Source organism: Janthinobacterium sp. 17J80-10, from assembly GCF_004114795.1.
In the GTDB taxonomy this organism is placed as follows: Bacteria; Pseudomonadota; Gammaproteobacteria; order Burkholderiales; family Burkholderiaceae_D; genus Paucimonas.
Window position 1 is genome coordinate 182,737 of the sequence record NZ_CP035311.1, and the last position, 25,213, is coordinate 207,949.

Below are 25,213 nucleotides of genomic sequence, written 5' to 3' on the forward strand. Positions count from 1 at the left end.
TCAGACTTCCCTGAACGCCTCATGCTTGAGTTTCAAAACCGGCTTGATCAGCATCCAGAAAATCGATTGCGAATGCGCCTTGATGTCGACTTCTCCGACCATGCCCGGCGTGATCGGATACTGGCTGGGCGTGTCTCCCAGCCAGGACCGTTTGGTGCTGACCGTCACGCGGTAAAAATGCTCCTCGTTCTTCCCTGTGTCGGTATCGGCGGCAATGGCTGTCACACGGCCCTCCAGGCCGCCATAACGGAAATAATCATAGGCGGAGATTTTTACCAGAGCCGGCTGATTCAGGCTCACATAACCGCGGTCGGAAGGACTCAGGCTGACCTCGACCACCAGTTCTTCGCCGAGCGGCACGATTTCCATGATCGGCTCACCCGGTTTGACCACATTGCCGGCGGACTGATAACGCACATTCCTGACCACGCCCTCGATCGGCGCGCGGATCATGGCGCGTCCTTCCTGATCGTTGGCGCGCCCAAGTTCCTGCTGCAGGCTGGTGAGCTTGCGCTCCAGTTCACCCAGCTCGTCGGCGGCGCGACGACGGAATTTGGCTTCTTCCTCGCGTCGGCGCGCATCTGTTTCATTCTGCCCTGCCTGGGCGCCCGGTATCGCCTGCTGCGTCATCGCCACTTCGCCCTTGAGCCGTTCCACCGCACTCTTGCGCTGGAAATGCTCGAGTTGCGAGGTCAGCTTATCCTTGACCAGGTCTTCGGACACGGCCAGTTCCTGCCGTGCCAGGGTCAAGCTGGCTTGCAACGAGGCGAGCTTGGCCTGCAGTTCGGTAACGCGCTGGCGCCCCTGGGAACTTTGCCCGCTGAGCGCATCGAGCGCACCGGCGAGCTCATCGCGGCGCGCCTTGTAGGTCGAACGCTCCGCCTCGGCCACGGCCGGAAATTGTTTGGTCAGGCCTGCCGGAAATTCGAGCCCGCCGCCTTGCGATTCGGCCTCCAGGCGCGCCTTGGCAAACTGCAAGGCGGCCTTGCGCGCCGTCATTTCCGCCAGGTTGATGCCAGAAGTGGCCAGATCGAGTTCTACCAGTGCGTCGCCTGCCTTGACCACGGCGTTTTCGCGCGCGATGACGCGTTTGACGATGCCGCCCTCCAGATGCTGGATGATCTTGACCTTGTCTTGAGGGACGACCTTGCCTGGCGCGGTGACCACCTGGTCGACCTGGCCGATGAACGACCACCCGAGGGCAACGACCAGCAAGGCGACCAGCCGGCGGTCGCAGCGGCGCCAGACAGGCGCGCCAGCACGTACCAGCAGGGCATCCAGTTTCGAATCAGGCGACGGCGACATGCTTGTCCTTTTGCGGTTGCTGCGGCTCGCCATAACCGAGGCCTGACAAAATCTGCCGGGCTGGGCCAGCCGCTTTCAATTGCCCTTTTTCCAGCACCAGGATGCCATTGCACTGGCTCAGCACGGCCAGGCTGTGGGTGACAACCAGCACCGTATGGTCTGTCGCCAGGGCGCGCAGCGTGGCGATGAATGCCTGCTCGGCCTCGCGGTCGAGATCCGCCGTCGGTTCATCCAGCAGCAGCATCGGCGGGTCGCGCAGCAAGACCTGGGCAATCGCAATGCGCTTGCGCTCGCCTCCCGAAAAACGGCTGCCGCCTTCGCCAACCTCGGTTGCATAGCCATCGGGCAGATTGATGACAAAACCGTGGGCGCAGGCGCGCTGAGCCGCGGCAATGATGTGTTCGTCGTCGATATCCGGTTCGGCCAGGGCAATGTTGTCGCGCACGCTGCCGGAGATGAGTTGCACCTGCTGCGGCAGGTAGCCGATCCAGCGTGCCAGGTCTTGCTGCGAAAACTGGGCGAGGTCGCCGCCATCGAGCAGCACACGGCCGCTGGCCGGGCGATACAGGCCGCGCAGCAACTTGAGCAGCGTGCTCTTGCCGCTGCCGTTGGCGCCAACGATGGCATGCAAGCCATGGGGCCCGAGCTGGCCCGAGATTGCCTGCAATTGATCGTGTTCGCTGCCGGGGTAGCGGAAGGTGGCGTTGTCGAGCAGCAGCGTGCCCTGCGGGCGCGGCATTGCCACACCAGTTGCGGCACGCTCGGCAGGCAGGGCAAATAGCGCGTCGAGGCGCTTCCTGGCCGCCTGATACTGGCCGAACTGCTTCCATTGGCCGACCAGTTGCACCAGCGGCGAGATGATGCGGCCGGCCAGGATATTGGCGGAAATCAGCGCGCCCATCGTCATCAGGTGCGACAGGATGGCCAGCGCGCCAAATCCGGTCGTGACCACCGTGTTCAGCGTCGTCATGCCGTAGGCGACGTCACGGTAATGGTCGGCTTCTCGGCTGCGCGCCAGCGCTTCGCCCATCCATGCGGCATAGTTTTTTTCCCAGCGCTCGTGCGCGCTCTGTTGCGCGCCGATCGTCTTGAGCAGCATGCGCGCACCAGCCAGTTCGGCGATCGCCGCATCGCGCCCGACCAGTTTTTCGCGCTCGGTCTCGGCGGCGTGACGGGTAACCTTGCCCGAGCGCCATGCCAGGACCACGAAGGCAGCAATGGTGCCAAGCGCGACCGGCAACAGCGGCCAGGCAATCAGGCCCAGCAGCAGCAAAGCCAGCAGCAGGAATGGCAAGTCGATCAGCAGCAGCGCGCTGGCGCCGGAACAGGTTGCCCGCACCAGCTCGATGTCGCGAAACACCGTCTGCCAGTAGGCCGGCGAACGGCTTTCGAGGACCACTGCCGGCAAGGACATCAGGCGGGCAAAGGCACGCCGCGCAATCGTGGCCTCGATCTGCAGGCCGAGGCGTTGCAACAGGTGGGCGCGGCCGCTGCGCAATACCAGATCGAGGCCAATGGCGATCAGCATGCCCACCGTCAGCGCGACCAGGGATGAATAGCCGGCATGCGCCACGACCCGGTCATACACTTGCAGCGAGTACACCGCGGCACCCAGTGCGATCAGGTTGATCAGGAAGGCCAGCGTGAGGGCTTGCCGGTAAGCCGGCCGCAGCGGCAGCAGCAATTCGCGCAGCCAGTCGCTGCCCTGCACGCTGTCTTGCGAGAGGTCAACGGCGCCATTGGCGTCGGCTTGCTGCGGCGCCTGCGGGCCGGGCGCGCTTACAAACTCCCACAGCCAGTGCAACAACGCCCGCACCGTTTTGCCCAGCGCAGATGGTGCATGTGATGCAGGTGGCGCAGGCGGCACCGCCGGATCCGCGCCGGCCTCGGGTTGTTGCTGGTTCATTAGCTGATATTTTTGGTAATCGCGTCATCAATGACGGCATAGATATTGTCGGTACCGTGCTGGTACACCGAGAACGAGCCCGTTGCACCGGCCACGCTCACCCCGGTCGCAACCGCCGTGCCGTTCCATCCGGTATTGAGCGTGACGGTGTCGCTGCCACCCTCGCTGTCGATGACCAGCACATGCCCCTTCTGGTAACCGGCATCGTTGACGGCCGTATTATTCTCCCCGGTCATGGCCAGCACGTCCAGCGCGTTGAACGTCACTGTCTGATTGCCGACACCCAGCGTAAGGACCTCGATGCCCTCGACGCGGGTATTCGCCAGCGCGGTGAAGTCAATGGTCATGCCTGCCGTGAGTTCCATGGTGTCGATGCCGGTGCCGCCATCCAGCTTGAAGAAATTGGCGTCGGCCACTTTCAACACGTCGTTGCCGGCACCGCCAATGAGCACGTCGCGGCCGCCATCGCCCGTCAGAATGTCGTTGCCGGCATTGCCGATCAGGGTGTCGGCGGCGCCAATGCCCAGTGTGGCATTCAGCATGCCGCCGTTGATGACGCTGTTGCCTGGCGTGGTGTCATTCAGATCAGTAATGTGCTGCACCCCGACATTGCTGCCGGAAGTGAAGTTTTCATTGCCGTAAAGGATGGTCGTCGCGGTGGCATTGCTGTTGGAATAGGACAGATCGTCCAGGCCATCGCCATCGATGTCGCCCAACTGCTGCCAGAGGGATGACGCATTGGCCGCACCGCCCAGTATCTGCGTGCCGAAATCCTGGACTTGCAGCAGGCTGATGTCTTTCCAGCCAGTGCTGCGACCGAAAAGGAGGTAGGCCGAACCGGCGGCGCCGGTGCCGTTGACGGATTCGTCATCGCCGTAGGCGGCGATGACGAAGTCGTTGTAGCCGTCGCCATTGACATCGCCGGCACTGGTTGCGTCATAGGCCGCATAGTCGAAGTCGACTGCGCCGGTGATGCGGAAACCCCTGCCGGCTGCCGCCAGCCCGCTCAGGCTGAGATTGGCATCCCAGCCGCTGGCGGAACCAAACAATACATAGGCGCCACCATTGTCCTTGGCATTGTAGTCGTTGGCCGATTGCGCCGCGAACAGCAGATCGTCGTAGCCGTCGCCATTGATGTCGCCAAGGCCGCGCGTGTAAGTCGGATTGATGGCCTGGCCGGATTCAACCGCGATGAAGGTCGATGCCGCCACCGTGGCAGAAGCGGCAAGCGTACTACCCAGCGTGGTGGTCGCGTTCCAGTTGTTGCCCGCCTTGCCGAACACGATCGTGGCGCCGTTGCCGTCCCAGCTGAACACGAAGTCGGCAAAACCGTCGCCATTGACATCGCCGGCGGCGGCAATGGCGTTGCTGTTGGTGTTGCCGTTGATGGTGACGTTCTTCTGCGTCCATGTGACGGCGCTGCTCAGGGTGTCCAAGCCGGTCCAGCCGGTAGCCGAGCCGAGAATCAGCTTGGTATTGCTGGTGCCGGTGACAAAATCGTCGTAACCATCGCCGTTCATGTCGCCCAGGCTGACCGGTTGCCAGTTGCTGCCATACTGCGCATTCGCCGCGCCGATGAAGCTGCCGTCGGCCAGCGTTGCCGTGGTGGTGTAGGTGTAGACGGTGTTGGTTTCGGCATTCGCCGGACCGCGATCGGGCAAGTCGGTGATCAGCCCGCTGTTCACGTTGTAGGTAGTCGGCAGTGCGGTGCTGGCATTGAAGTCGTTGGCCAGGGTGGTGCTGGTGATGGCGCCACCAGCTTTGTTGACCAGCGCCGTGTTGTTGCCCAAGAAGAAGTACTGGCGACCTTCGTTCGACTGCGACCAGCTGTCGCTGTTCCAGTCGGGACTCAGACTGGCCGCATTGGGTGCAGTCTGGTATCGGTCGGCGTTGTGCGTGGGATCCGTACCGGTCAGATCACTGCCCGACTTCTCGCCACCTTCGTTGAAGGCAAAAATCTTGCTCGACTGGCTGGCGCCGATGACCATGTCGCTGATGCCATCGCCATTGATGTCGCCCAGGCCATTCATGTAAACACCCAGGTTTTCATTGGCGCTGGCCGAGCCTGTCAGCTTGATGGCATTGCCGTCGACGGGCGCGGCCAGATTGACCGTGCCCAGGCCGCCGGCCTTGCCGTAAATGACATAAGCCTCGCCCGAGTATTTCTGGTCCGCGCGTTGATTCAGGCGGGGGTACCAACCCCATACCGTATTCCCATTTTCCCAGTAAACGTTTTCATACCGTTCATACCATTGCAAATTCGTTAACGTCGCCGCGTCCTGGCGCACGGCAAAGTCGTTGAAGCCATCATTGTTGACGTCACCGATATTGGCCAGGTAGCTGCCCAGGCCCGTGTCCAGCGCAATCCCGCTGGTAACCGTACTGGTGCGGAAACCGGAGGGCATTGCAAACAGATCCATGGTTGCGCCGGCGTAAGGATTAGTCCAGCCGGCCACCGTGCGCGTCACATCGCTGTCGATCCGCACATACAAGCCATCCAGCGCATAGGTCGTGTGCGTGGCATCGCTGCCGACAGCGGCCCACGGCCCTTCGAGCGTCACCGCATCGCCGGCATCGCCATTGATGGTGAGTTTCACATTGTTGCCATAGGCCTGAGACAATTGCCGTTCCAGCAGGTAGGCCACCTCGCTGTAATTGATCACCAGGCTATTGTTGCCGTCGCCGGTCAGGTCAATTGTTTCAAAGCTGCGCACACTGGCACCGGCATAGCCGCTCATGTCCAGATGCATGCCGTGGCCGACGAATTTCAGCGTATCGGCACCGGTGCCGCCATCGACCAGCACGAAGTCAAGATCCGAGATCCCAATCGTGTCGTCGCCCGCGCCACCGCGCAGGATGTCGGCGCCACCCAGGCCGTAAATGAGGTCGTTGCCCTGCTGGCCCGCAATGCGGTTGGCATTGTAGTCGCCAAGGATCGTATTGGCGCCGGTGGTGCCCACGTTCATCAGCGAATCGGTGAAGTTGCCGCCATTAAGCACAAAGGCTTCGCCCGACGCATAGCCGTCGCGGTGGTTGACGGGCATGCCAAAAACGATGTCGATGGTACCGTCGCTATTGAAGTCGCCGGTGGCCGCCGAGAAGCCAAACTGCTCCTGCGGCAAGCCGCCGGTGATTTCAAGGCCGTCGGTGCCCAGCTGGGTGATGTTAACCGAGGAGGTCCAGTTCGAACGCGCCTGGCCATACACGACAAAAGCGGCGCCGGAATCGATGTCGCCGTCGTTGCTGGCGTTGCGGTCCTGGGGGGTGCCGTCATTGTCCGGATACCAGCCGCCCGAAGTCAGCAGCAGGTCGTTGTAGCCATCCTTGTTCAGATCGCCGAACTCGACCACGCGGGTCAGCCAGTTGCTGGCAGTGCCATAGATTTCGACTACCCGGCCGGCATCCTTGAGCTGCTGGATGTTTTGCACCGGCGCCCACTCACCCGCCTGGCCAAACACCAGATAGTACTTGCCATAGGCCCAGCCGCCGGCAATCGATGCGTCGTTAACCTGCTGATAGGAACCGACGACAAAATCGTTGACGCCGTCGCCATCGACGTCGCCGACCCCCTCGATCTGCTGCCCGGCCCACTGCATGTTGAAGGAATTGTTGAGTTGGCCGGGATCGATCTGCACCGCGGCCTCCGTGCTGAAGCTGAGGGTCGTCGCATTGCTGGCCCCGGCATAATAAGTGGTTGACGACGCATTCAGCGACTTGATCGCCTGGGTGTCAACGGTCAGGTAATAGCCGCCAGCCAGCATCAGGTTCTGGGCGGGGTTGATGACGACATTGTAGCCATTGAAACTCAGGTTGCCACCCTTGCTGCCATTGCTGCCATCGCTATCGGCGACATCGAAAGTTTCGATCAGCGTGCCGGCGCTGTTCCACAGCTTGACGAATTGCGTGCCGGGGCTGGCAGTGCCGGCCGTCACCGATTCATTGAACGAGATCACCAGGTTGTCGGTGATGCCGACCTTGAGAGAATGATCGACGGCATTGCCGCCTGCCACAGTGACGAGGCCGGTGGTGGTGGTGAAGTTGTAGGCACCCTGGACGGTGTAACCGGTCGCAGCGTTGCCGCTCGGGTCAGTCAAGGCACCAGCGCTGACATACAGGTCGTAGCCGGTGTTGTATGCCAGGTTGGATCCGGGATTGAGCGTGACCGTCTTGTTGTTGATGGTCAGCGTGCCGCCCTGGCTACCGCTGAGCGTGTAAATGCCGTTGCTGGCAACGGGTGCACTCGACCAGGCAAAGGTCTCTGCTGCAACACCGTTATAAGTGCTGCTGTAGCGCAGCTCGATCGATCCACTAGCTCCCGGCAGCAAGGATTCGTCGGCCTGGAAAACGATATTGTTTTCCACCGACACCCCGGTCAAGTTGTCGACCGGGGTGTGAACGCGGTAGGCGTTCGTCAATACTGGGCCACTGGCGTCGACGGCAGTCGTGTAGGTAAAGTTTTTAGCAAGACCGCCATCGAGCAAATTGCCTGCCACATCCTGAAAACCGGACAAGGTCACAGTGGTGAGCATGTTGCCGGCCAGCGTGGCGCCAAAGTTGACGCCGAAGGAAGTGTTATCCTGGGTGGCCGAACCACTCGGGAAATACACCGTGCCGCCTTTGGAGCCGAGACCGGTTTGCAGATCGAACACTTCCACCACAGTGCCACCTTGGGTGATGGTGACGGTGCCGTAAGGTTTGACGTTTTCGTTGAAGGAAAAGTCCAGCCGGTAGACCGGTGCGCCCTGATTGTTGTTGGTCGGTGCGCTCACCACGCCGCTGGTGCCACCGCTGGTGGAAATGCTGGCAGCGCCATCGCTATAGGTCAGCGTTGCATTGGCACTCAGCGTCGGCGCCGTGACATCGTTCAGGGGACTGCCTGTGGTCCTGAAATTCCAGGAAGTGCTGTCGGCGATGCCGGCGTAATAGTTGCCGGCAAGATCCTTGATAGCGGTTGCATCGATGGTGATGTAGTAATCGGTATTGGGCGCCAGCGGATTGAAGAAATTCATCTGAAGCAGATCATTTGCAACCTGCCAGTTTTTCAACGCCACTTTTCCGCCCATGCTGCCCAGGCCGGTCGCCACGTCGAATTTTTCGACAAGTACGCCCGTAGCCTGGTTGAACAGACTGATGTAGCCCGTGCCAAACATCACGCTCTCGCTGAACCCCTGCTGAACTTCCGGATTGTAGGCCAACGGGTAATTGGTCTGGCCATCACCTGGCGTGCTGGCCCCGGCACGGAAGGTGGGCGCGACATTATCGCGCTGCACCACGATGCTGTTGCCCCAGCCTTCAGCCTTGCCGAAGATGACGTAACCGCTGCCGCTGCGGTCTTGCTGCCCATTCGGCCCCGCAGAATCGATGCCTGGGCCGCCAATGGCAAAATCGGCAAAACCATCGGCATTGATATCGCCGAGTGCAGCGATGTCCGTGCCAAGTTTAATATAGTTGCTGCTGTCCGAAGAGATCACCACGCCCTTGGTGACAGGCATGCCGCTGGTGGCGATGTTGCCGCTGTAGGCGCCCCCGAACATTAGATAAGCCTTGCCGGAATCGCCCTGGCCATTGATGTCGCTGCTCCACATCTGGCTGATAACGTAATCATCGTAGCCATCGTTGTTGACGTCGCCTACGCCGGCGAAGCCGCTCAGGTTGTCCCCGCCCCCCCAACCGAAATTGGTCGTGATGGCAAAACCATTGCTGCTGCCGCTGACGAAGGTGCCGGCATTGCTGACATCAATGTTGCTCCAGTCGGTACGTCCATAGATGACGCGGAAGGTGTTGGTGGTGCCATTCGGCGCGATCATGTCGGCAATACCATCGCCGTTGACGTCGCCGATCGGAGTCAGACCGTAATTCAGGGATTGCCATTCCGACCAGCTGCTTAATGCATTGTTCGTGGTGATCCCATTGACCATGAAGCCACGGCTGCCGAGGTTGTTCAGGTCGATCTGGCCTTGCATGGATTCCGTGCCGAATACCACAAAGGCCGAATTGAGCTGGTTGACGATCATGTCGGCGATGCCGTCCTGATTGACGTCGCCGGCATTGGCCACTTTCCAGCCGGCGTACTTGTCGATGCCGGAGCTGACCAGATAGGCGCCATCGTCGTAGGCAACCGAGAACGCGCTCATCTGCGGCGTCGGATCCACCATGGCAACGGTCAGGCCGGGCGTGAAATAAAGCTTGCCGCCGTTGCTGGCCGTAATGGCCTTGTAGCTCACGCCGTTGTAGAGCACATCGGTCGCGCTGGCAATCGGGCTCCATTCGCCATACAGATCGATGCTGTCGGTGCCGATCGTGCCCTTGACGACGAGAATCTGGTCGGCATCCGTCATCGACAGCAGCTTTTCCGGCGTCAGGATCAGTTTGTTGGCGGCAGCCGAACCGCTGGCAAGATCGATTTCCTCGATATTGGTCAGCGCAGTGGGCGACATCAGCGAGGTATTGATATCGCCAGAAAACTGGAAATACACCTTGTCATAGCCGCGTCCGCCATCGGCGCCGGTGAAGCTCATGTTGTTAATGCGGATCAGGTCATCGCCGTCGCCGGTGAGCACGCCGCCATTGGTGGAAACAGTCTTGTCATCAGCGCCCGAGGTGCCGATGACGACCTTGCCGCCCATCTCGTTGGTGATGTCGAGCGTGACTTCCGATACGACGTGGACGTAGGCATCGCCTTTTTTCATCACGGTATACAGCTTGCCGTCGGCGTCGGACTCCACATTGCTGTAGACCCAGCCGCCGTATAGCTTGAGCACGTCGCCGAGGTCGCCCATGACGGTCATGTGGCCGGTGTCGGACAACGTCTGCACCGATGGCGCGTCGAGCTTGACGGTCTGGTTACCGTTACCGCGCATTTCGATCACTTCAAAGCCGGTCACGACACCACCCGCCGCCAGCGTCAGATCAATGTCGCCGGCAGTTGTGTTGGTGCCGGAAGCAGTGTTGCTGATGCCGCCATCGCCATCAACCGTGTTGATGACCAGGGTATCGGTGCCTGCGCCGCCGAAGATGCGCAGGTCGGCCGCGTCGTAGATCACGCTGTCATCGCCGCTGCCGGCGTAGATGATGTCGGCGCCCAGGCCGCCATGAATGGTATCGTTGCCGCCGTCAGACTTGATGGCATCCTGGCCGCCTGTACCGGTGATGTTGTCACCGGTAGCAGTGCCACGCGTCAGCGCAGTCTGGGTGACGCCACCAACCAGGTTCAGGGTCGAGCTCAGGCTGCCGTCGACGAACACGATGTCATCGGCGGTGCCGCTGACGGTCAGCGTGCCGCCGGCCAGTCCGGCAAGCGTGGCCTCGTCAAGAATCAGATAATTTGCACTGCCGGTATTGAGATCAACGACTTCGAAACTGCTCAGGGTCGGACGCAGCGCAGCCGCATCCGGACGGCCGGCTTCCTGCAAGTCGATGATTTCGCCGCCGGTGGCCAGTTGCAGGGTATCTGTGCCGCTGCCGCCGCCCGCGGCGATGTCGAGTGCATCATAGATGACGATATCGTCATCGGCGCCGCCATCAAGAATGTCGCTGCCGGTGCCGCCGCTGATACTATCATTGCCCGCCATGCCCTGGATATCATCGCTGCCGGTGCCGCCGGCCAGGGTATCGTTGCCGCCTGAGCCGACGATCTGGTCGCCCTTGACCATTTTCAGACCGCCGAGCACGGTGACCAGCGTGCCGTCAGTGGCGTAGCCGATGAACTTGTTGTAAGTAATGCCGGCCACCAGTTCGGAGCCGCGGCTTTCCCAGCCGGTGCCGGACAGGCGTACCGAGTCGCCGACATTGCCGGTGACGATCAAGGTATCGGTATCGGTCGACAGCGCCTTGAGATCATCGGCGTTGAGCACCAGGGTATTATCGCCGCTGCCGGTAATGTCGATTTTCTCGATGCCGGTAATCCGGTTATTGGCAATTGCGGTCAGATCCAGGGTAACGCCTGCACCTTCGAGGCGCAGGGTATCGGTCCCGGCGCCGCCGCTGATGCTGGTATCGGCCGCATCGTAAACCAGCACGTCATCGCCGTTGCCGCCAAGCAGAGTATCGGCGCCGCTGCCGCCATCCAGCGTGTCATTACCGCCAAGCGCATCGAGCGTCTGGCTGCCGGCGCCGGCAAGCATGTTATTGCCCTGAGTCGTGCCCGTATAAGTCACCGTGACGGCAATCGTCTGTGCGATATCGAGCGTCGCTGCGCCCAGGGTATACGAGGTGTAGCCGCCGGCAGTTGCGCCGGTGACCCAGTTGCCGGAGAGCGCCACGCTGTCGCTGGCATCGCCGTCGACACGCACCGTGCCGGTGCTGTTGAGGGCGATGATATCCGCCGCCGTTGCGCTCAGCGTAATGCTGCTGCCGCCGGTGACCAGGTCGATGATTTCGATATTGGCGACCTTGCTGCCGGCCACGCCGGCCAGGTTCAAGCTGCTTGCGAGCCGCAGCGTATCGCTGCCGTCGCCGCCATCGATGGTCAGGTCGCTGGCGTCGTACACCAGCACGTCATTGCCGGCGCCACCGTTGAGTACGTCGGCCCCACCCGCACCGTCAAGGGTGTCGTCGCCGCCGAGCCCGCGTATGACGTCAGAACCGGCCGTCGCACCCGGAATCGGGTTGGCGCTGTTGGCGTCACCGTTCGGATCATCCAGCACGGCGCCCACGGCGATTGCCGTAGCGACGCGCAAGGTGGCGCCATCTTTCGAGTAGCTATGGTAACCGCCGGCAATGCCGTCATCGGTCCAGCTACCAACGATGTACACGGTGTCGCCGGCATTGCCGGTAATGTCGAGCGAGTCGGTGCTGTCAGAAAGCGCCTTGAGCGAGGTCGCATCGATGACCACGCTATTGTTGCCACCGCCGGTGATGTCGATGATTTCGAAACCGGTCAGGGTTGGCCGCAAGCCATTCACTGCCGGGCGCGCGAGCTGGCCGAAATCGAGCAGCAAGCCGCTGGCCGTGCCGGCGAATTTCAGCGTGTCGGTATCGGCGCCACCGTCCTGGTAGACGTCACTACTGTCGTAAATGATGGTGTCGTTGCCAACGCCGCCGTAGACGCTGTCGGCGCCTGCCGCGCCATCCAGGGAATCGTTACCTGCGCCACCGTCGACATTGTCGGCACCACCACCGCCGCTCAACGTATCGTTGCTGGCCGAACCAAGATAAACGATGTCGAGCGTCATCGCAGGATCCACCAGCACGGTTGCCGTCGTGGACCCGTCGATCGCCAGCGTCAGCTTCACGTAGGGCTGGCTGGACGCGCCGTTGTAACTGACCGGCTGGGTGCCCGCATTAATCCAGTTGCCCGACAGCGTCAGCTTGTCGCCGGCGTCGCCATGGATCTTGAGCGTATCGGTGGTATCGGAAAAAGCCACGACGTCGGCAGCGTTCAGCACGATGCTTTGCACGCCATTGCCGGTCAGGTCAATTTCCTCGATGCCGACGAATCGGCTGTTGTCGATCGCCATGAAGTCAACGACCGTGTTGTCGGCAATTGCCAGCGTGTCGACGCCGATGCCGGCATCGACCAGCGCATCGGCTGCATCGAACAGGATCCAGTCATTGCCGGCGCCCGTTGCGATGCTGTCGCTGCCGGCACCGCCCGTGACGCGGTTGGCGGCGTCGTTGCCGGAGATGGTATCGTTGCCGGCGCCGCCGACGACGTTCTCGAAGTTTGCCAGGGTGTCGCTGCCGATGCCGGTACCTGTGCCACTGCCTGTGGTCAAGTTGATATTGACGGGATCGCTCTCGGCACTGTAGTCGAGGGTGTCGGTGCCGCTGCCGCCATCGAGCGTATCGTTGCCGGCACCGCCGACCACGCTATCGTCGCCCGTGCCGGCATTGATGCTGTCGTCGCCTTCCCCGCCATTGATCTGGTCGTTGCCGCTACCGGCGTCGACCGTGTCGTTGCCGCTGCCGGCCTGCAGGTTATCGTTGCCTTCGCCGCCGCTGACGGAATCGTTGCCGCTGCCAGCAATGATTCCATCATTGCCGCTACCGCCGATGATGCTGTCGTCGCCATCGCCGGCGCTAATGACGTCGTCACCCTCGCCGCCATCGATGCTGTCATTGCCGCTGCCGGCGGTATCGGCAGCGTCGCCGCCGAAGATGGTGTCGCTACCGCTGCCACCCAGCAAGGTATCGTTGCCGGCATCGCCTGCCATCCAGTCGTTATCGCCGCCGCCATTGCCATAGTCGTCGCCGGCGCCGGCATTGAACGTGTCGTTGCCGCCATTGCCTTCGTACGTATCGCCGCCGTCGCTGCCGTTGGTTACCTCGCCAAGTTCTCCCGAGTTGAACAGGTATCCGACCGAGACAACATCCCTGATTTTGATGGTCGCGCCGTTATAGGTATAGACGTTATACGTGACGCTGTCGATGACTTCGGTCGGAATACCGGTGGTCGGCCAATTGGCGCCGACCAGTCGCACCGTGTCGTCGCTGCCGCCATTGACGATCAGGGTGCCGGTCGCACCGCCACCGGTAAGCGCCTTGATGTCGGAGTCCGAAATTTTCACGATCTGGGCGCCGGCAACGGTGACGTCGAGGATTTCAAAATTGTTGAACACCTCGTCGCGCACCAGCGTCAGATCCAGCGTGGCAAGACCGGCACGCACCAGCAACGTATCGGCGCTGCCCGCGCCGCCGTCGACGAAGGCATCGTTTTCATCATAATAGATGGTGTCATTGCCAGCGCCGCCATCGATCGAGTCGCCGCCGTCGGCGCCATCGATGATGTTGTCGCCAGCGCTGCCGACCAGGGTATCGGTGCCGCCTGAGCCGACGATATTTTCAATGTTGAGGAGCGTGTCGGTGCCAGCGTTGGCGCCGGCCTGGGTCACGCCCTGGGCGCTGCCGGCGAGCACGTTGTAGCCATATCCAGTTCCAGCTACGGTGACGGTCAGGTTCAGCGTGGTCGCGCCAAGATTGACGATGACCGGGCCGTTGACGTCATCATAAAAAACGCCATCGATACCGTTGCCACCATCAATGGTGTCATTACCCTGGCCGCCACGCAGGCTGTCGTTGCCATCGCCGCCCTGCACGCTATCGTTGCCGGCATTGCCCCAGATCTGGTTGGCACCGGTGTCACCAGTCAGGGTATCGTTGACGCTACTTCCGGCAATGTTCTCGATATTGCTCAGGGTATCGGTGCCAATGCTGCCGCCGGTTGCACTGGCCGTGGCGAGATTGACGTTGACGGCCGTGCCCTGGTCGGAATAGTCTGCCGTATCGCCATTGCCGAGATGACTGCCACCATCCAGGCTGTCGTTGCCGGCACCGCCGCGCAGGCTGTCGTCGCCTGCGCCGCCCTGCAAGGTGTCGACGCCCGCTCCGCCGGACAGCAGATCATTGCCGGCATTCCCCACCAACAGGTTATTTTCCGTGCCACCGACCAGAATGTCGTTGCCGCCACCGCCCAGTACGGTTTCGAATCCGGACAGGCTGTCGATCCCGCCAAAGCCATCACTGGCCGTGCTGGCGAGCACCGCGTTAACTGTTGCATTGCTCAGGTTGACGATGATCGCGCCGCTGACGGCGGAGTAATCGAGCGTGTCGAGACCGCCACTGCCGACCAGGGTGTCATTACCCGCAGCACCTGCAATGGTGTCGTCGCCGGCACCGCCGTCGAGCCGATTCGCATTGGCATCGCCAATCAGGATGTCGCCAGCGCTGCCGCCGGTGACGTTTTCCACGCCGCTGAAGCTGTCGCTGCCGCCACTGCTGTCGGTGCCGCTACCGGTGGCAAGATTGACGCTGATGCTGTTGCCTTCGCTGCTGAAGTCGGCCGTGTCGGTACCCAGGCCGCCGATGAAGCTGTCGTTGCCTGCGCCGCCGATGAGGGTGTCGTTGCCGGCACCGCCATCAAGACTATCGTCACCGCCACCGCCAATCAGCGTGTCCTGGCCGAGCCCGCCCGAAAGCGTATCGTTGCCAAGGCCGCCGTCGAGCTGGTTGAAGTCATCGCTACCGGTAATGCTGTCATTGCCGGCGCCGCCGATAATGTTTTCAATGCTGCTGATCTGATCGTTGCCGGTAATTGCGCCGGCGCTGCTGCCAATCGCCGTTGCCAGCGAAACGGTGACGCCGCCAGTCTCGGCGCTGTAGTCGATCGTGTCGGTGCCGTTGCCGCCGCTGATGCTGTCGTTACCGGCGTCGCCGATGAACATGTCATTACCGTCAAGACCTGACAGGCTGTCATTGCCGAGGCCGCCGGTCAGACTGTCGCCACTGCTGCCGCCGGTGATGACATTGTCCAGGCTGTTGCCGGTGCCGGTGAAAGCACTGGCGCCGGGTGCCGCGTACGTTGCATTGGTATAGGTGAGATTTTCAACCTCAGGATTGCCGGCCAGGGAATAGCTGGTCAGCACGGTCCTGATTTCGTCGGTGCCCTCACCGGCGCTTTCATTAACGACATCGCCGACGACGTCCTTCCAGTAGACGTCGTTACCTGTTCCGCCGCTCATGCTGTCAATACCGGCACCACCGCTGAGAGTGTCGTTGCCGGCCCCTCCCGACAAGGTGTCACTGCCGCTGTCGCCAACGAGGTTGTCGTCGCCGGACGTGCCGCTGAGGTTCGCCACGAGTTCGACCCCGGTAGCAAGGCTCAGGGTCAAGGTCTCGGCGTTGTGCACCCGGGTAAAGCTCGTATAGCCGCCGCCAGTGGCGCCACGCTGCCATTGCTCTGTGACGAGGATGCGATCGCCCGAATCGCCATTGATTGTGAGCGTGGTGACGCCGCTGGCCAGCAAGGCGCGCACATCTGCTGCGCCCAGTTCGATTTGCGCAGCGGTGCCGCCATTGACGGCACGCATGTCAAGGACCTCGATGTTGCTCAAGGTGACCGTATCGGTAGTCAGGTTGGCATTGGACAGGAAACGCAAGGTATCGGTGCCGGCACCGCCATCGATGAGCACATCGCTGGCATCGTAGATCAGCGTGTCGTTACCGTTGCCGCCTGCCAGGCTGTCGGCGCCTGCGCCACCGTCGAGCGTGTCATTGCCAGTGCCGCCGGTGATGGCGTTGACCAATGCATTGCCCGTGGCATTCGTATTGCCGCTACCGGTGACGAGCAGGTTGTCGACGTTCGCGCCCAGAGTATAGCTTGTCAGAGTGGTGCGCACCTCGTCGACACCTTCACCGGCCGCTTCGCTGACCACATCGCCGGCATTGTCGACGATGTAGACGTCGTTGCCTGCCCCGCCCGTCATACTGTCCGCGCCGCTGCCGCCATCGAGTGTGTCATTGCCGATGTTGCCGGTGATGGCATTGGCCAGTCCATTGCCGGTGCCGGCGGCATCGCCCGCAGCGGTGAACACCAGGTTCTCGACGTTGGCGCCCAGCGTGTAGGTGGTCAGGTTGGTGCGCACTTCGTCGACACCTTCGTTCAACGCCTCGACGATGACATCGCCGGCATTGTCAACGATGTAGACGTCATTGCCTGCGCCGCCCGTCAAGGTATCGGCGCCTGCTCCGCCATCGAGCGTGTCGTTGCCGACGTTGGCGGTAATGGCATTGTCCAGCGTGTTGCCATTACCGGCGGCATTGCCCGTGCCGGTGAAGACCAGATTCTCGAGGTTGCCACCGAGGGTATAAGTGGTCAGGTTGGTGCGCACTTCGTCAGTGCCCTCGCCAGACGCTTCGATCACAATATTGCGCACGTCGGTAACGATATAAGTATCATTGCCTGCGCCGCCGCTCATGCTGTCGTCATCTGCGCTACCAGTAAATGTGTCATTGCCTGCTCCGCCAACGAACGTATCCTTGCTGCCGGAGATCGTGATGGTGATGACCTTTTGCACGCCATCGGTGGTGGCCACGGTAATGCTGTCGGTGTAGTCGACGCCGGTTACAAACTCGTTGTGTGCTGTGTCCGCAATATAGTTCCAGACACCGCCAGTGGTGATGCTGAACTTGCCATAGCCGCTGCTGCCTGCCACCAGCGTTTGCGCGAGAAAGCTCGCGGTGCTGTCGACATCGGTCGCTGTCAAGGTACCGCTGGCGGTGAGCGCAACATCGGTCTCGGTGAGACTGGCGCTGCTGACGCCGCCGATCACGGCGAGATCGTCAACGCCGGTGACAGTGATGGTCAGCGTGCTCGTGCCGGTCGTGCCCTTGTCATCGGTGACGGTGTAGTTGGCCACCACGTCTGTCGTTGCGCCCTGAGCAAGCGATTGATAGGCCGAGTTGGTCGGATCGAAGCTGTAGTTCCCGTTAGTGCTCAGCGTCAGGCCGGCGACTGCCGCGTTGAGCGTGTAGGTCGCGGTTTTTCCTGTGACATCGGGATCGACTGAAGTCAGCGTACCTGTAACGGTGCTGCCATCTTCTGTTGCGCTGTTGGTTGCCGCAACGGCGACCGGCGTATCGTTGCTGCCGGTGACGGTGACGGTCAATGTGCTGGAGCTGATGGCGCCGTTGTTGTCCTGGTTGGTATAGGTAACGCTGGTGATCTGGGATTCTCCCGCGACCAGATAATCAAAATCGCTCCCCGGATTGAAGCTGTATGCGCCGTTAGCGGCAATCGTGAAGGTGCCGCCGTTCGAGCCGGCGACACCGACTGCAACATTGCCGGCCAGGCCGTTGACCGCACTGACAATGTGCGTGTCAGCCGTATCGACATCGCTGTCATTGAAAAGCAGGCCGCTCCCGGCAGTGACCGTCAAAGTGGCATTTTCCGAAGTGCTGCCGGTATCGGCGCTAGCCACCGGTACATCGTTGGTGCCATTGATCGTGATCGTGACCGTCTGGTCGACATAGGCACCGAAGTCATCCGTAACACGGGCGGTATATGTCTGGGTAACGACTTCGCCTTCCTTCAAGGCCTGGGTTGCCGCCAGGGTGTTGTCCAGCGTGTAGGTCCACACACCCGTGGATGCATCGATGGCGATGCTGCCATATGTCGTGCTTGGCGTGCCTTCGATGGTCCATGCTTTTGTGGCTGCCGCATCGACATCGGTGGCTGTCAGCGTACCGGTGGCGCTCACCGTGCCTGCTGTGGCCGTGCCGTCATCCAGATGTCCAGCTTCCGTGATGCTGCCTGCCAGCGCCGCCGCCAGGTTGCTCACCACCGGCACATCATTGGTGCCGTTGATCGTGATCGTGACCGTCTGGTCGACATAGGCGCCAAAGTCATCCGTGACACGGGCCACATAAGTCTGGGTGACGGTTTCGCCTTCCTTCAATGCCTGGGTTGCTGCCAGGGTATTGTCCAGCGTGTACGTCCACACGCCGGTCGAAGCGTTGATTGCGATGCCACCGTAAGTCGTGCTTGGCGTGCCTTCGATGCTCCACGCTTTTGTGGCTGCCGCATCGACATCGGTGGCTGTCAGCGTACCGGTGGCGCTGGCGGTACCGGCTACAGCCGTACCGTCATCGGCATGACCGGCTTCCGTCACAGTGCCCAGCAAGGCAGCACCGGCATTGCTCACCACCGGCACATCGTTGGTGCCGTCGATCGTGATCGTGACCGTCTGGTCGACATAGGCGCCAAAGTCATCGGTGACGCGGGCCACATAAGTCTGGGTGACGGTTTCGCCTTCCTTCAATGCCTGCGTCGCTGCCAGGGTATTGTCCAGCGTATAGGTCCACACACCCGTGGAGGCATCGATGGCGATGCTGCCATAGGTCGTGCTTGGCGTGCCTTCGATGGTCCATGCTTTTGTGGCTGCCGCATCGACATCGGTGGCTGTCAGCGTACCGGTGGCGCTGGCGGTACCGGCTACAGCCGTACCGTCATCCAGATGGCCAGCTTCGGTGATGCTGCCTGCCAGCGCGGCTGCCAGGTTGCTCACCACCGGTACATCGTTGGTGCCATTGATCGTGATCGTAACTGTCTGGTCGACATAGGCACCGAAGTCATCGGTGACGCGGGCCACATAGGTCTGGGTGACGGTTTCGCCTTCCTTCAATGCCTGGGTTGCTGCCAGGGTATTGTCCAGCGTATAGGTCCACACACCCGTGGATGCATCGATGGCGATGCTGCCATAGGTCGTGCTCGGCGTGCCTTCGATGGTCCATGCTTTTGTAGCTGCCGCATCGACATCGGTGGCTGTCAGCGTACCGGTGGCGCTGGCGGTACCGGCTACAGCCGTGCCGTCATCCAGATGGCCTGCTTCCGTGATGCTGCCTGCCAACGCTGCCGCCAGGTTGCTCACCACCGGTACATCGTTGGTGCCATTGATCGTGATCGTAACTGTCTGGTCGACATAGGCACCGAAGTCATCCGTGACGCGGGCCACATAGGTCTGGGTAACGACTTCGCCTTCCTTCAAGGCCTGGGTTGCCGCCAGGGTGTTGTCCAGCGTGTAGGTCCACACACCCGTGGATGCATCGATGGCGATGCTGCCATAGGTCGTGCTCGGCGTGCTTTCGATGCTCCATGCTTTTGTGGCTGCCGCATCGACATCGGTGGCTGTCAGCGTACCGGTGGCGCTGGCGGTACCGGCTACAGCCGTACCGTCATCGGCATGACCGGCTTCCGTCACAGTGCCCAGCAAGGCAGCACCGGCATTGCTCACCACCGGTACATCGTTGGTGCCGTTGATCGTGATCGTGACCGTCTGGTCGACATAGGCGCCAAAGTCATCGGTGACGCGGGCCACATAAGTCTGGGTGACGGTTTCGCCTTCCTTCAAGGCCTGGGTTGCTGCCAGGGTATTGTCCAGCGTATAGGTCCACACACCCGTGGATGCATCGATGGCGATGCTGCCATAGGTCGTGCTGGGGGCGCCCTGCAGACTCCAGGTCTGGGTGGCTGCCGCATCGACATCGGTGGCTGTCAGCGTGCCGGTGGCGCTGGCGGTACCGGCTACAGCCGTACCGTCATCGGCATGACCGGCTTCCGTCACAGTGCCCAGCAAGGCAGCACCGGCATTGCTCACCACCGGCACATCGTTGGTGCCGTCGATCGTGATCGTGACCGTCTGGTCGACATAGGCGCCAAAGTCATCGGTGACGCGGGCCACATAAGTCTGGGTGACGGTTTCGCCTTCCTTCAATGCCTGCGTCGCTGCCAGGGTATTGTCCAGCGTATAGGTCCACACACCCGTGGAGGCATCGATGGCGATGCTGCCATAGGTCGTGCTTGGCGTGCCTTCGATGGTCCATGCTTTTGTGGCTGCCGCATCGACATCGGTGGCTGTCAGCGTACCGGTGGCGCTGGCGGTACCGGCTACAGCCGTGCCGTCATCCAGATGGCCTGCTTCCGTGATGCTGCCTGCCAACGCTGCCGCCAGGTTGCTCACCACCGGTACATCGTTGGTGCCATTGATCGTGATCGTAACTGTCTGGTCGACATAGGCACCGAAGTCATCCGTGACGCGGGCCACATAGGTCTGGGTGACGGTTTCGCCTTCCTTCAAGGCCTGGGTTGCTGCCAGGGTATTGTCCAGCGTGTAGGTCCACACACCCGTGGATGCATCGATGGCGATGCTGCCATAGGTCGTGCTCGGCGTGCTTTCGATGCTCCATGCTTTTGTGGCTGCCGCATCGACATCGGTGGCTGTCAGCGTACCGGTGGCGCTGGCGGTACCGGCTACAGCCGTACCGTCATCGGCATGACCGGCTTCCGTCACAGTGCCCAGCAAGGCAGCACCGGCATTGCTCACCACCGGCACATCGTTGGTGCCGTCGATCGTGATCGTGACCGTCTGGTCGACATAGGCGCCAAAGTCATCGGTGACGCGGGCCACATAAGTCTGGGTGACGGTTTCGCCTTCCTTCAATGCCTGCGTCGCTGCCAGGGTATTGTCCAGCGTATAGGTCCACACACCCGTGGAGGCATCGATGGCGATGCTGCCATAGGTCGTGCTTGGCGTGCCTTCGATGGTCCATGCTTTTGTGGCTGCCGCATCGACATCGGTGGCTGTCAGCGTACCGGTGGCGCTGGCGGTACCGGCTACAGCCGTACCGTCATCCAGATGGCCAGCTTCGGTGATGCTGCCTGCCAGCGCGGCTGCCAGGTTGCTCACCACCGGTACATCGTTGGTGCCATTGATCGTGATCGTAACTGTCTGGTCGACATAGGCACCGAAGTCATCGGTGACGCGGGCCACATAGGTCTGGGTGACGGTTTCGCCTTCCTTCAATGCCTGGGTTGCTGCCAGGGTATTGTCCAGCGTATAGGTCCACACACCCGTGGATGCATCGATGGCGATGCTGCCATAGGTCGTGCTCGGCGTGCCTTCGATGGTCCATGCTTTTGTAGCTGCCGCATCGACATCGGTGGCTGTCAGCGTACCGGTGGCGCTGGCGGTACCGGCTACAGCCGTGCCGTCATCCAGATGGCCTGCTTCCGTGATGCTGCCTGCCAACGCTGCCGCCAGGTTGCTCACCACCGGTACATCGTTGGTGCCATTGATCGTGATCGTAACTGTCTGGTCGACATAGGCACCGAAGTCATCCGTGACGCGGGCCACATAGGTCTGGGTAACGACTTCGCCTTCCTTCAAGGCCTGGGTTGCCGCCAGGGTGTTGTCCAGCGTGTAGGTCCACACACCCGTGGATGCATCGATGGCGATGCTGCCATAGGTCGTGCTCGGCGTGCTTTCGATGCTCCATGCTTTTGTGGCTGCCGCATCGACATCGGTGGCTGTCAGCGTACCGGTGGCGCTGGCGGTACCGGCTACAGCCGTACCGTCATCGGCATGACCGGCTTCCGTCACAGTGCCCAGCAAGGCAGCACCGGCATTGCTCACCACCGGTACATCGTTGGTGCCGTTGATCGTGATCGTGACCGTCTGGTCGACATAGGCGCCAAAGTCATCGGTGACGCGGGCCACATAAGTCTGGGTGACGGTTTCGCCTTCCTTCAAGGCCTGGGTTGCTGCCAGGGTATTGTCCAGCGTATAGGTCCACACACCCGTGGATGCATCGATGGCGATGCTGCCATAGGTCGTGCTGGGGGCGCCCTGCAGACTCCAGGTCTGGGTGGCTGCCGCATCGACATCGGTGGCTGTCAGCGTGCCGGTGGCGCTGGCGGTACCGGCTACAGCCGTACCGTCATCGGCATGACCGGCTTCCGTCACAGTGCCCAGCAAGGCAGCACCGGCATTGCTCACCACCGGCACATCGTTGGTGCCGTCGATCGTGATCGTGACCGTCTGGTCGACATAGGCGCCAAAGTCATCGGTGACGCGGGCCACATAAGTCTGGGTGACGGTTTCGCCTTCCTTCAATGCCTGCGTCGCTGCCAGGGTATTGTCCAGCGTATAGGTCCACACACCCGTGGATGCATCGATGGCGATGCTGCCATAGGTCGTGCTCGGCGTGCTTTCGATGCTCCATGCTTTTGTGGCTGCCGCATCGACATCGGTGGCTGTCAGCGTACCGGTGGCGCTGGCGGTACCGGCTACAGCCGTACCGTCATCGGCATGACCGGCTTCCGTCACAGTGCCCAGCAAGGCACCACCGGCATTGCTCACCACCGGCACATCATTGGTGCCGTTGATCGTGATCGTGACCGTCTGGTCGACATAGGCGCCAAAGTCATCGGTGACACGCGCCACATAGGTCTGGGTGACGGTTTCGCCTTCCTTCAAGGCCTGGGTTGCTGCCAGGGTATTGTCCAGCGTATAGGTCCACACACCCGTGGATGCATCGATGGCGATGCTGCCATAGGTCGTGCTGGGGGCGCCCTGCAGACTCCAGGTCTGGGTGGCTGCCGCATCGACATCGGTGGCTGTCAGCGTACCGGTGGCGCTGGCGGTACCGGCTACAGCCGTACCGTCATCGGCATGACCGGCTTCCGTCACAGTGCCCAGCAAGGCACCACCGGCATTGCTCACCACCGGCACATCATTGGTGCCGTTGATCGTGATCGTGACCGTCTGGTCGACATAGGCGCCAAAGTCATCGGTGACACGCGCCACATAGGTCTGGGTGACGGTTTCGCCTTCCTTCAAGGCCTGGGTTGCTGCCAGGGTATTGTCCAGCGTATAGGTCCACACACCCGTGGATGCATCGATGGCGATGCTGCCATAGGTCGTGCTGGGGGCGCCCTGCAGACTCCAGGTCTGGGTGGCTGCCGCATCGACATCGGTGGCTGTCAGCGTACCGGTGGCGCTGGCGGTACCGGCTACAGCCGTACCGTCATCGGCATGACCGGCTTCCGTCACAGTGCCCAGCAAGGCACCACCGGCATTGCTCACCACCGGCACATCATTGGTGCCGTTGATCGTGATCGTGACCGTCTGGTCGACATAGGCGCCAAAGTCATCGGTGACACGCGCCACATAGGTCTGGGTGACGGTTTCGCCTTCCTTCAAGGCCTGGGTTGCTGCCAGGGTATTGTCCAGCGTATAGGTCCACACACCCGTGGATGCATCGATGGCGATGCTGCCATAGGTCGTGCTGGGGGCGCCCTGCAGACTCCAGGTCTGGGTGGCTGCCGCATCGACATCGGTGGCTGTCAGCGTGCCGGTGGCGCTGGCGGTACCGGCTACAGCCGTACCGTCATCCAGATGACCTGCTTCCGTGATGCTGCCTGCCAACGCCGCCGCCAGGTTGCTCACCACCGGCACATCATTGGTGCCGTTGATCGTGATCGTGACCGTCTGGTCGACATAGGCACCAAAGTCATCGGTGACGCGGGCCACATAGGTCTGGGTAACGACTTCGCCTTCCTTCAGGGCCTGCGTCGCTGCCAGGGTATTGTCCAGCGTGTAGGTCCACACACCCGTGGATGCATCGATGGCGATGCTGCCATAGGTCGTGCTTGGCGTGCCTTCGATGCTCCATGCTTTTGTGGCTGCCGCATCGACATCGGTCGCAGCCAGCGTGCCCGTGGCGCTCACCGTGCCTGCTGTGGCCGTGCCGTCATCGGCATGACCGGCTTCCGTCACAGTGCCCAGCAAGGCAGCACCGGCATTGCTCACCACCGGTACATCGTTGGTGCCGTTGATCGTGATCGTGACCGTCTGGTCGACATAGGCGCCAAAGTCATCCGTGACACGGGCCACATAAGTCTGGGTGACGGTTTCGCCTTCCTTCAATGCCTGCGTCGCTGCCAGGGTATTGTCCAGCGTGTACGTCCACACACCCGTGGATGCATCGATGGCGATGCTGCCATAGGTCGTGCTCGGCGTGCCTTCGATGCTCCACGATTTTGTAGCTGCCGCATCGACATCGGTCGCAGACAGCGTGCCGGTGGCGCTGGCGGTACCGGCTACAGCCGTGCCGTCATCCAGATGGCCTGCTTCCGTGATGCTGCCTGCCAACGCTGCCGCCAGGTTGCTCACCACCGGTACATCGTTGGTGCCATTGATCGTGATCGTAACTGTCTGGTCGACATAGGCACCGAAGTCATCCGTGACGCGGGCCACATAGGTCTGGGTAACGACTTCGCCTTCCTTCAAGGCCTGGGTTGCCGCCAGGGTGTTGTCCAGCGTGTAGGTCCACACACCCGTGGATGCATCGATGGCGATGCTGCCATATGTCGTGCTCGGCGTGCTTTCGATGCTCCATGCTTTTGTGGCTGCCGCATCGACATCGGTGGCTGTCAGCGTACCGGTGGCGCTGGCGGTACCGGCTACAGCCGTACCGTCATCGGCATGACCGGCTTCCGTCACAGTGCCCAGCAAGGCACCACCGGCATTGCTCACCACCGGCACATCATTGGTGCCGTTGATCGTGATCGTGACCGTCTGGTCGACATAGGCACCAAAGTCATCGGTGACGCGGGCCACATAGGTCTGGGTAACGACTTCGCCTTCCTTCAGGGCCTGCGTCGCTGCCAGGGTATTGTCCAGCGTGTAGGTCCACACACCCGTGGAGGCATCGATGGCAATGCTGCCATAGGTCGTGCTTGGCGTGCCTTCGATGCTCCATGCTTTTGTAGCTGCCGCATCGACATCGGTGGCAGCCAGCGTACCGGTGGCGCTGGCGGTACCGGCTACAGCCGTACCGTCATCCAGATGACCTGCTTCCGTGATGCTGCCTGCCAACGCCGCCGCCAGGTTGCTCACCACCGGCACATCATTGGTGCCGTTGATCGTGATCGTGACGGTCTGGTCG

Annotated in this window: 3 protein-coding genes (1 of these 3 cut by a window edge); all 3 read right to left on the minus strand. The window is 61.6% G+C overall.

The features are described 5' to 3' along the window. Tightly spaced (each overlapping or abutting the next), the 3 genes in view from EKL02_RS00785 to EKL02_RS00795 form a layout consistent with a single transcriptional unit that may run on beyond the window. Complete coding sequence (locus EKL02_RS00785; RefSeq protein ID WP_128900251.1) at positions 1-1,305, minus strand: HlyD family type I secretion periplasmic adaptor subunit; 1,305 nt, start codon at positions 1,303-1,305, stop codon at positions 1-3. Beyond that, positions 1,289-3,211, minus strand: coding sequence for an ATP-binding cassette domain-containing protein (locus EKL02_RS00790; protein ID WP_206732430.1), 1,923 nt, complete (start codon positions 3,209-3,211; stop codon positions 1,289-1,291). Before EKL02_RS00790 ends, EKL02_RS00785 begins: the two co-directional genes overlap by 17 nt. Beyond that, positions 3,211-25,213, minus strand: partial view of a VCBS domain-containing protein gene (locus EKL02_RS00795; RefSeq protein WP_128900252.1) — the 3' portion only. 1,922 nt of this gene lie beyond the right edge of the window; 22,003 of the gene's 23,925 nt are visible here — the last part of the coding sequence; its start codon lies off the right edge, out of view; its stop codon occupies positions 3,211-3,213. The genes EKL02_RS00790 and EKL02_RS00795 overlap by 1 nt, the downstream gene beginning before the upstream one ends.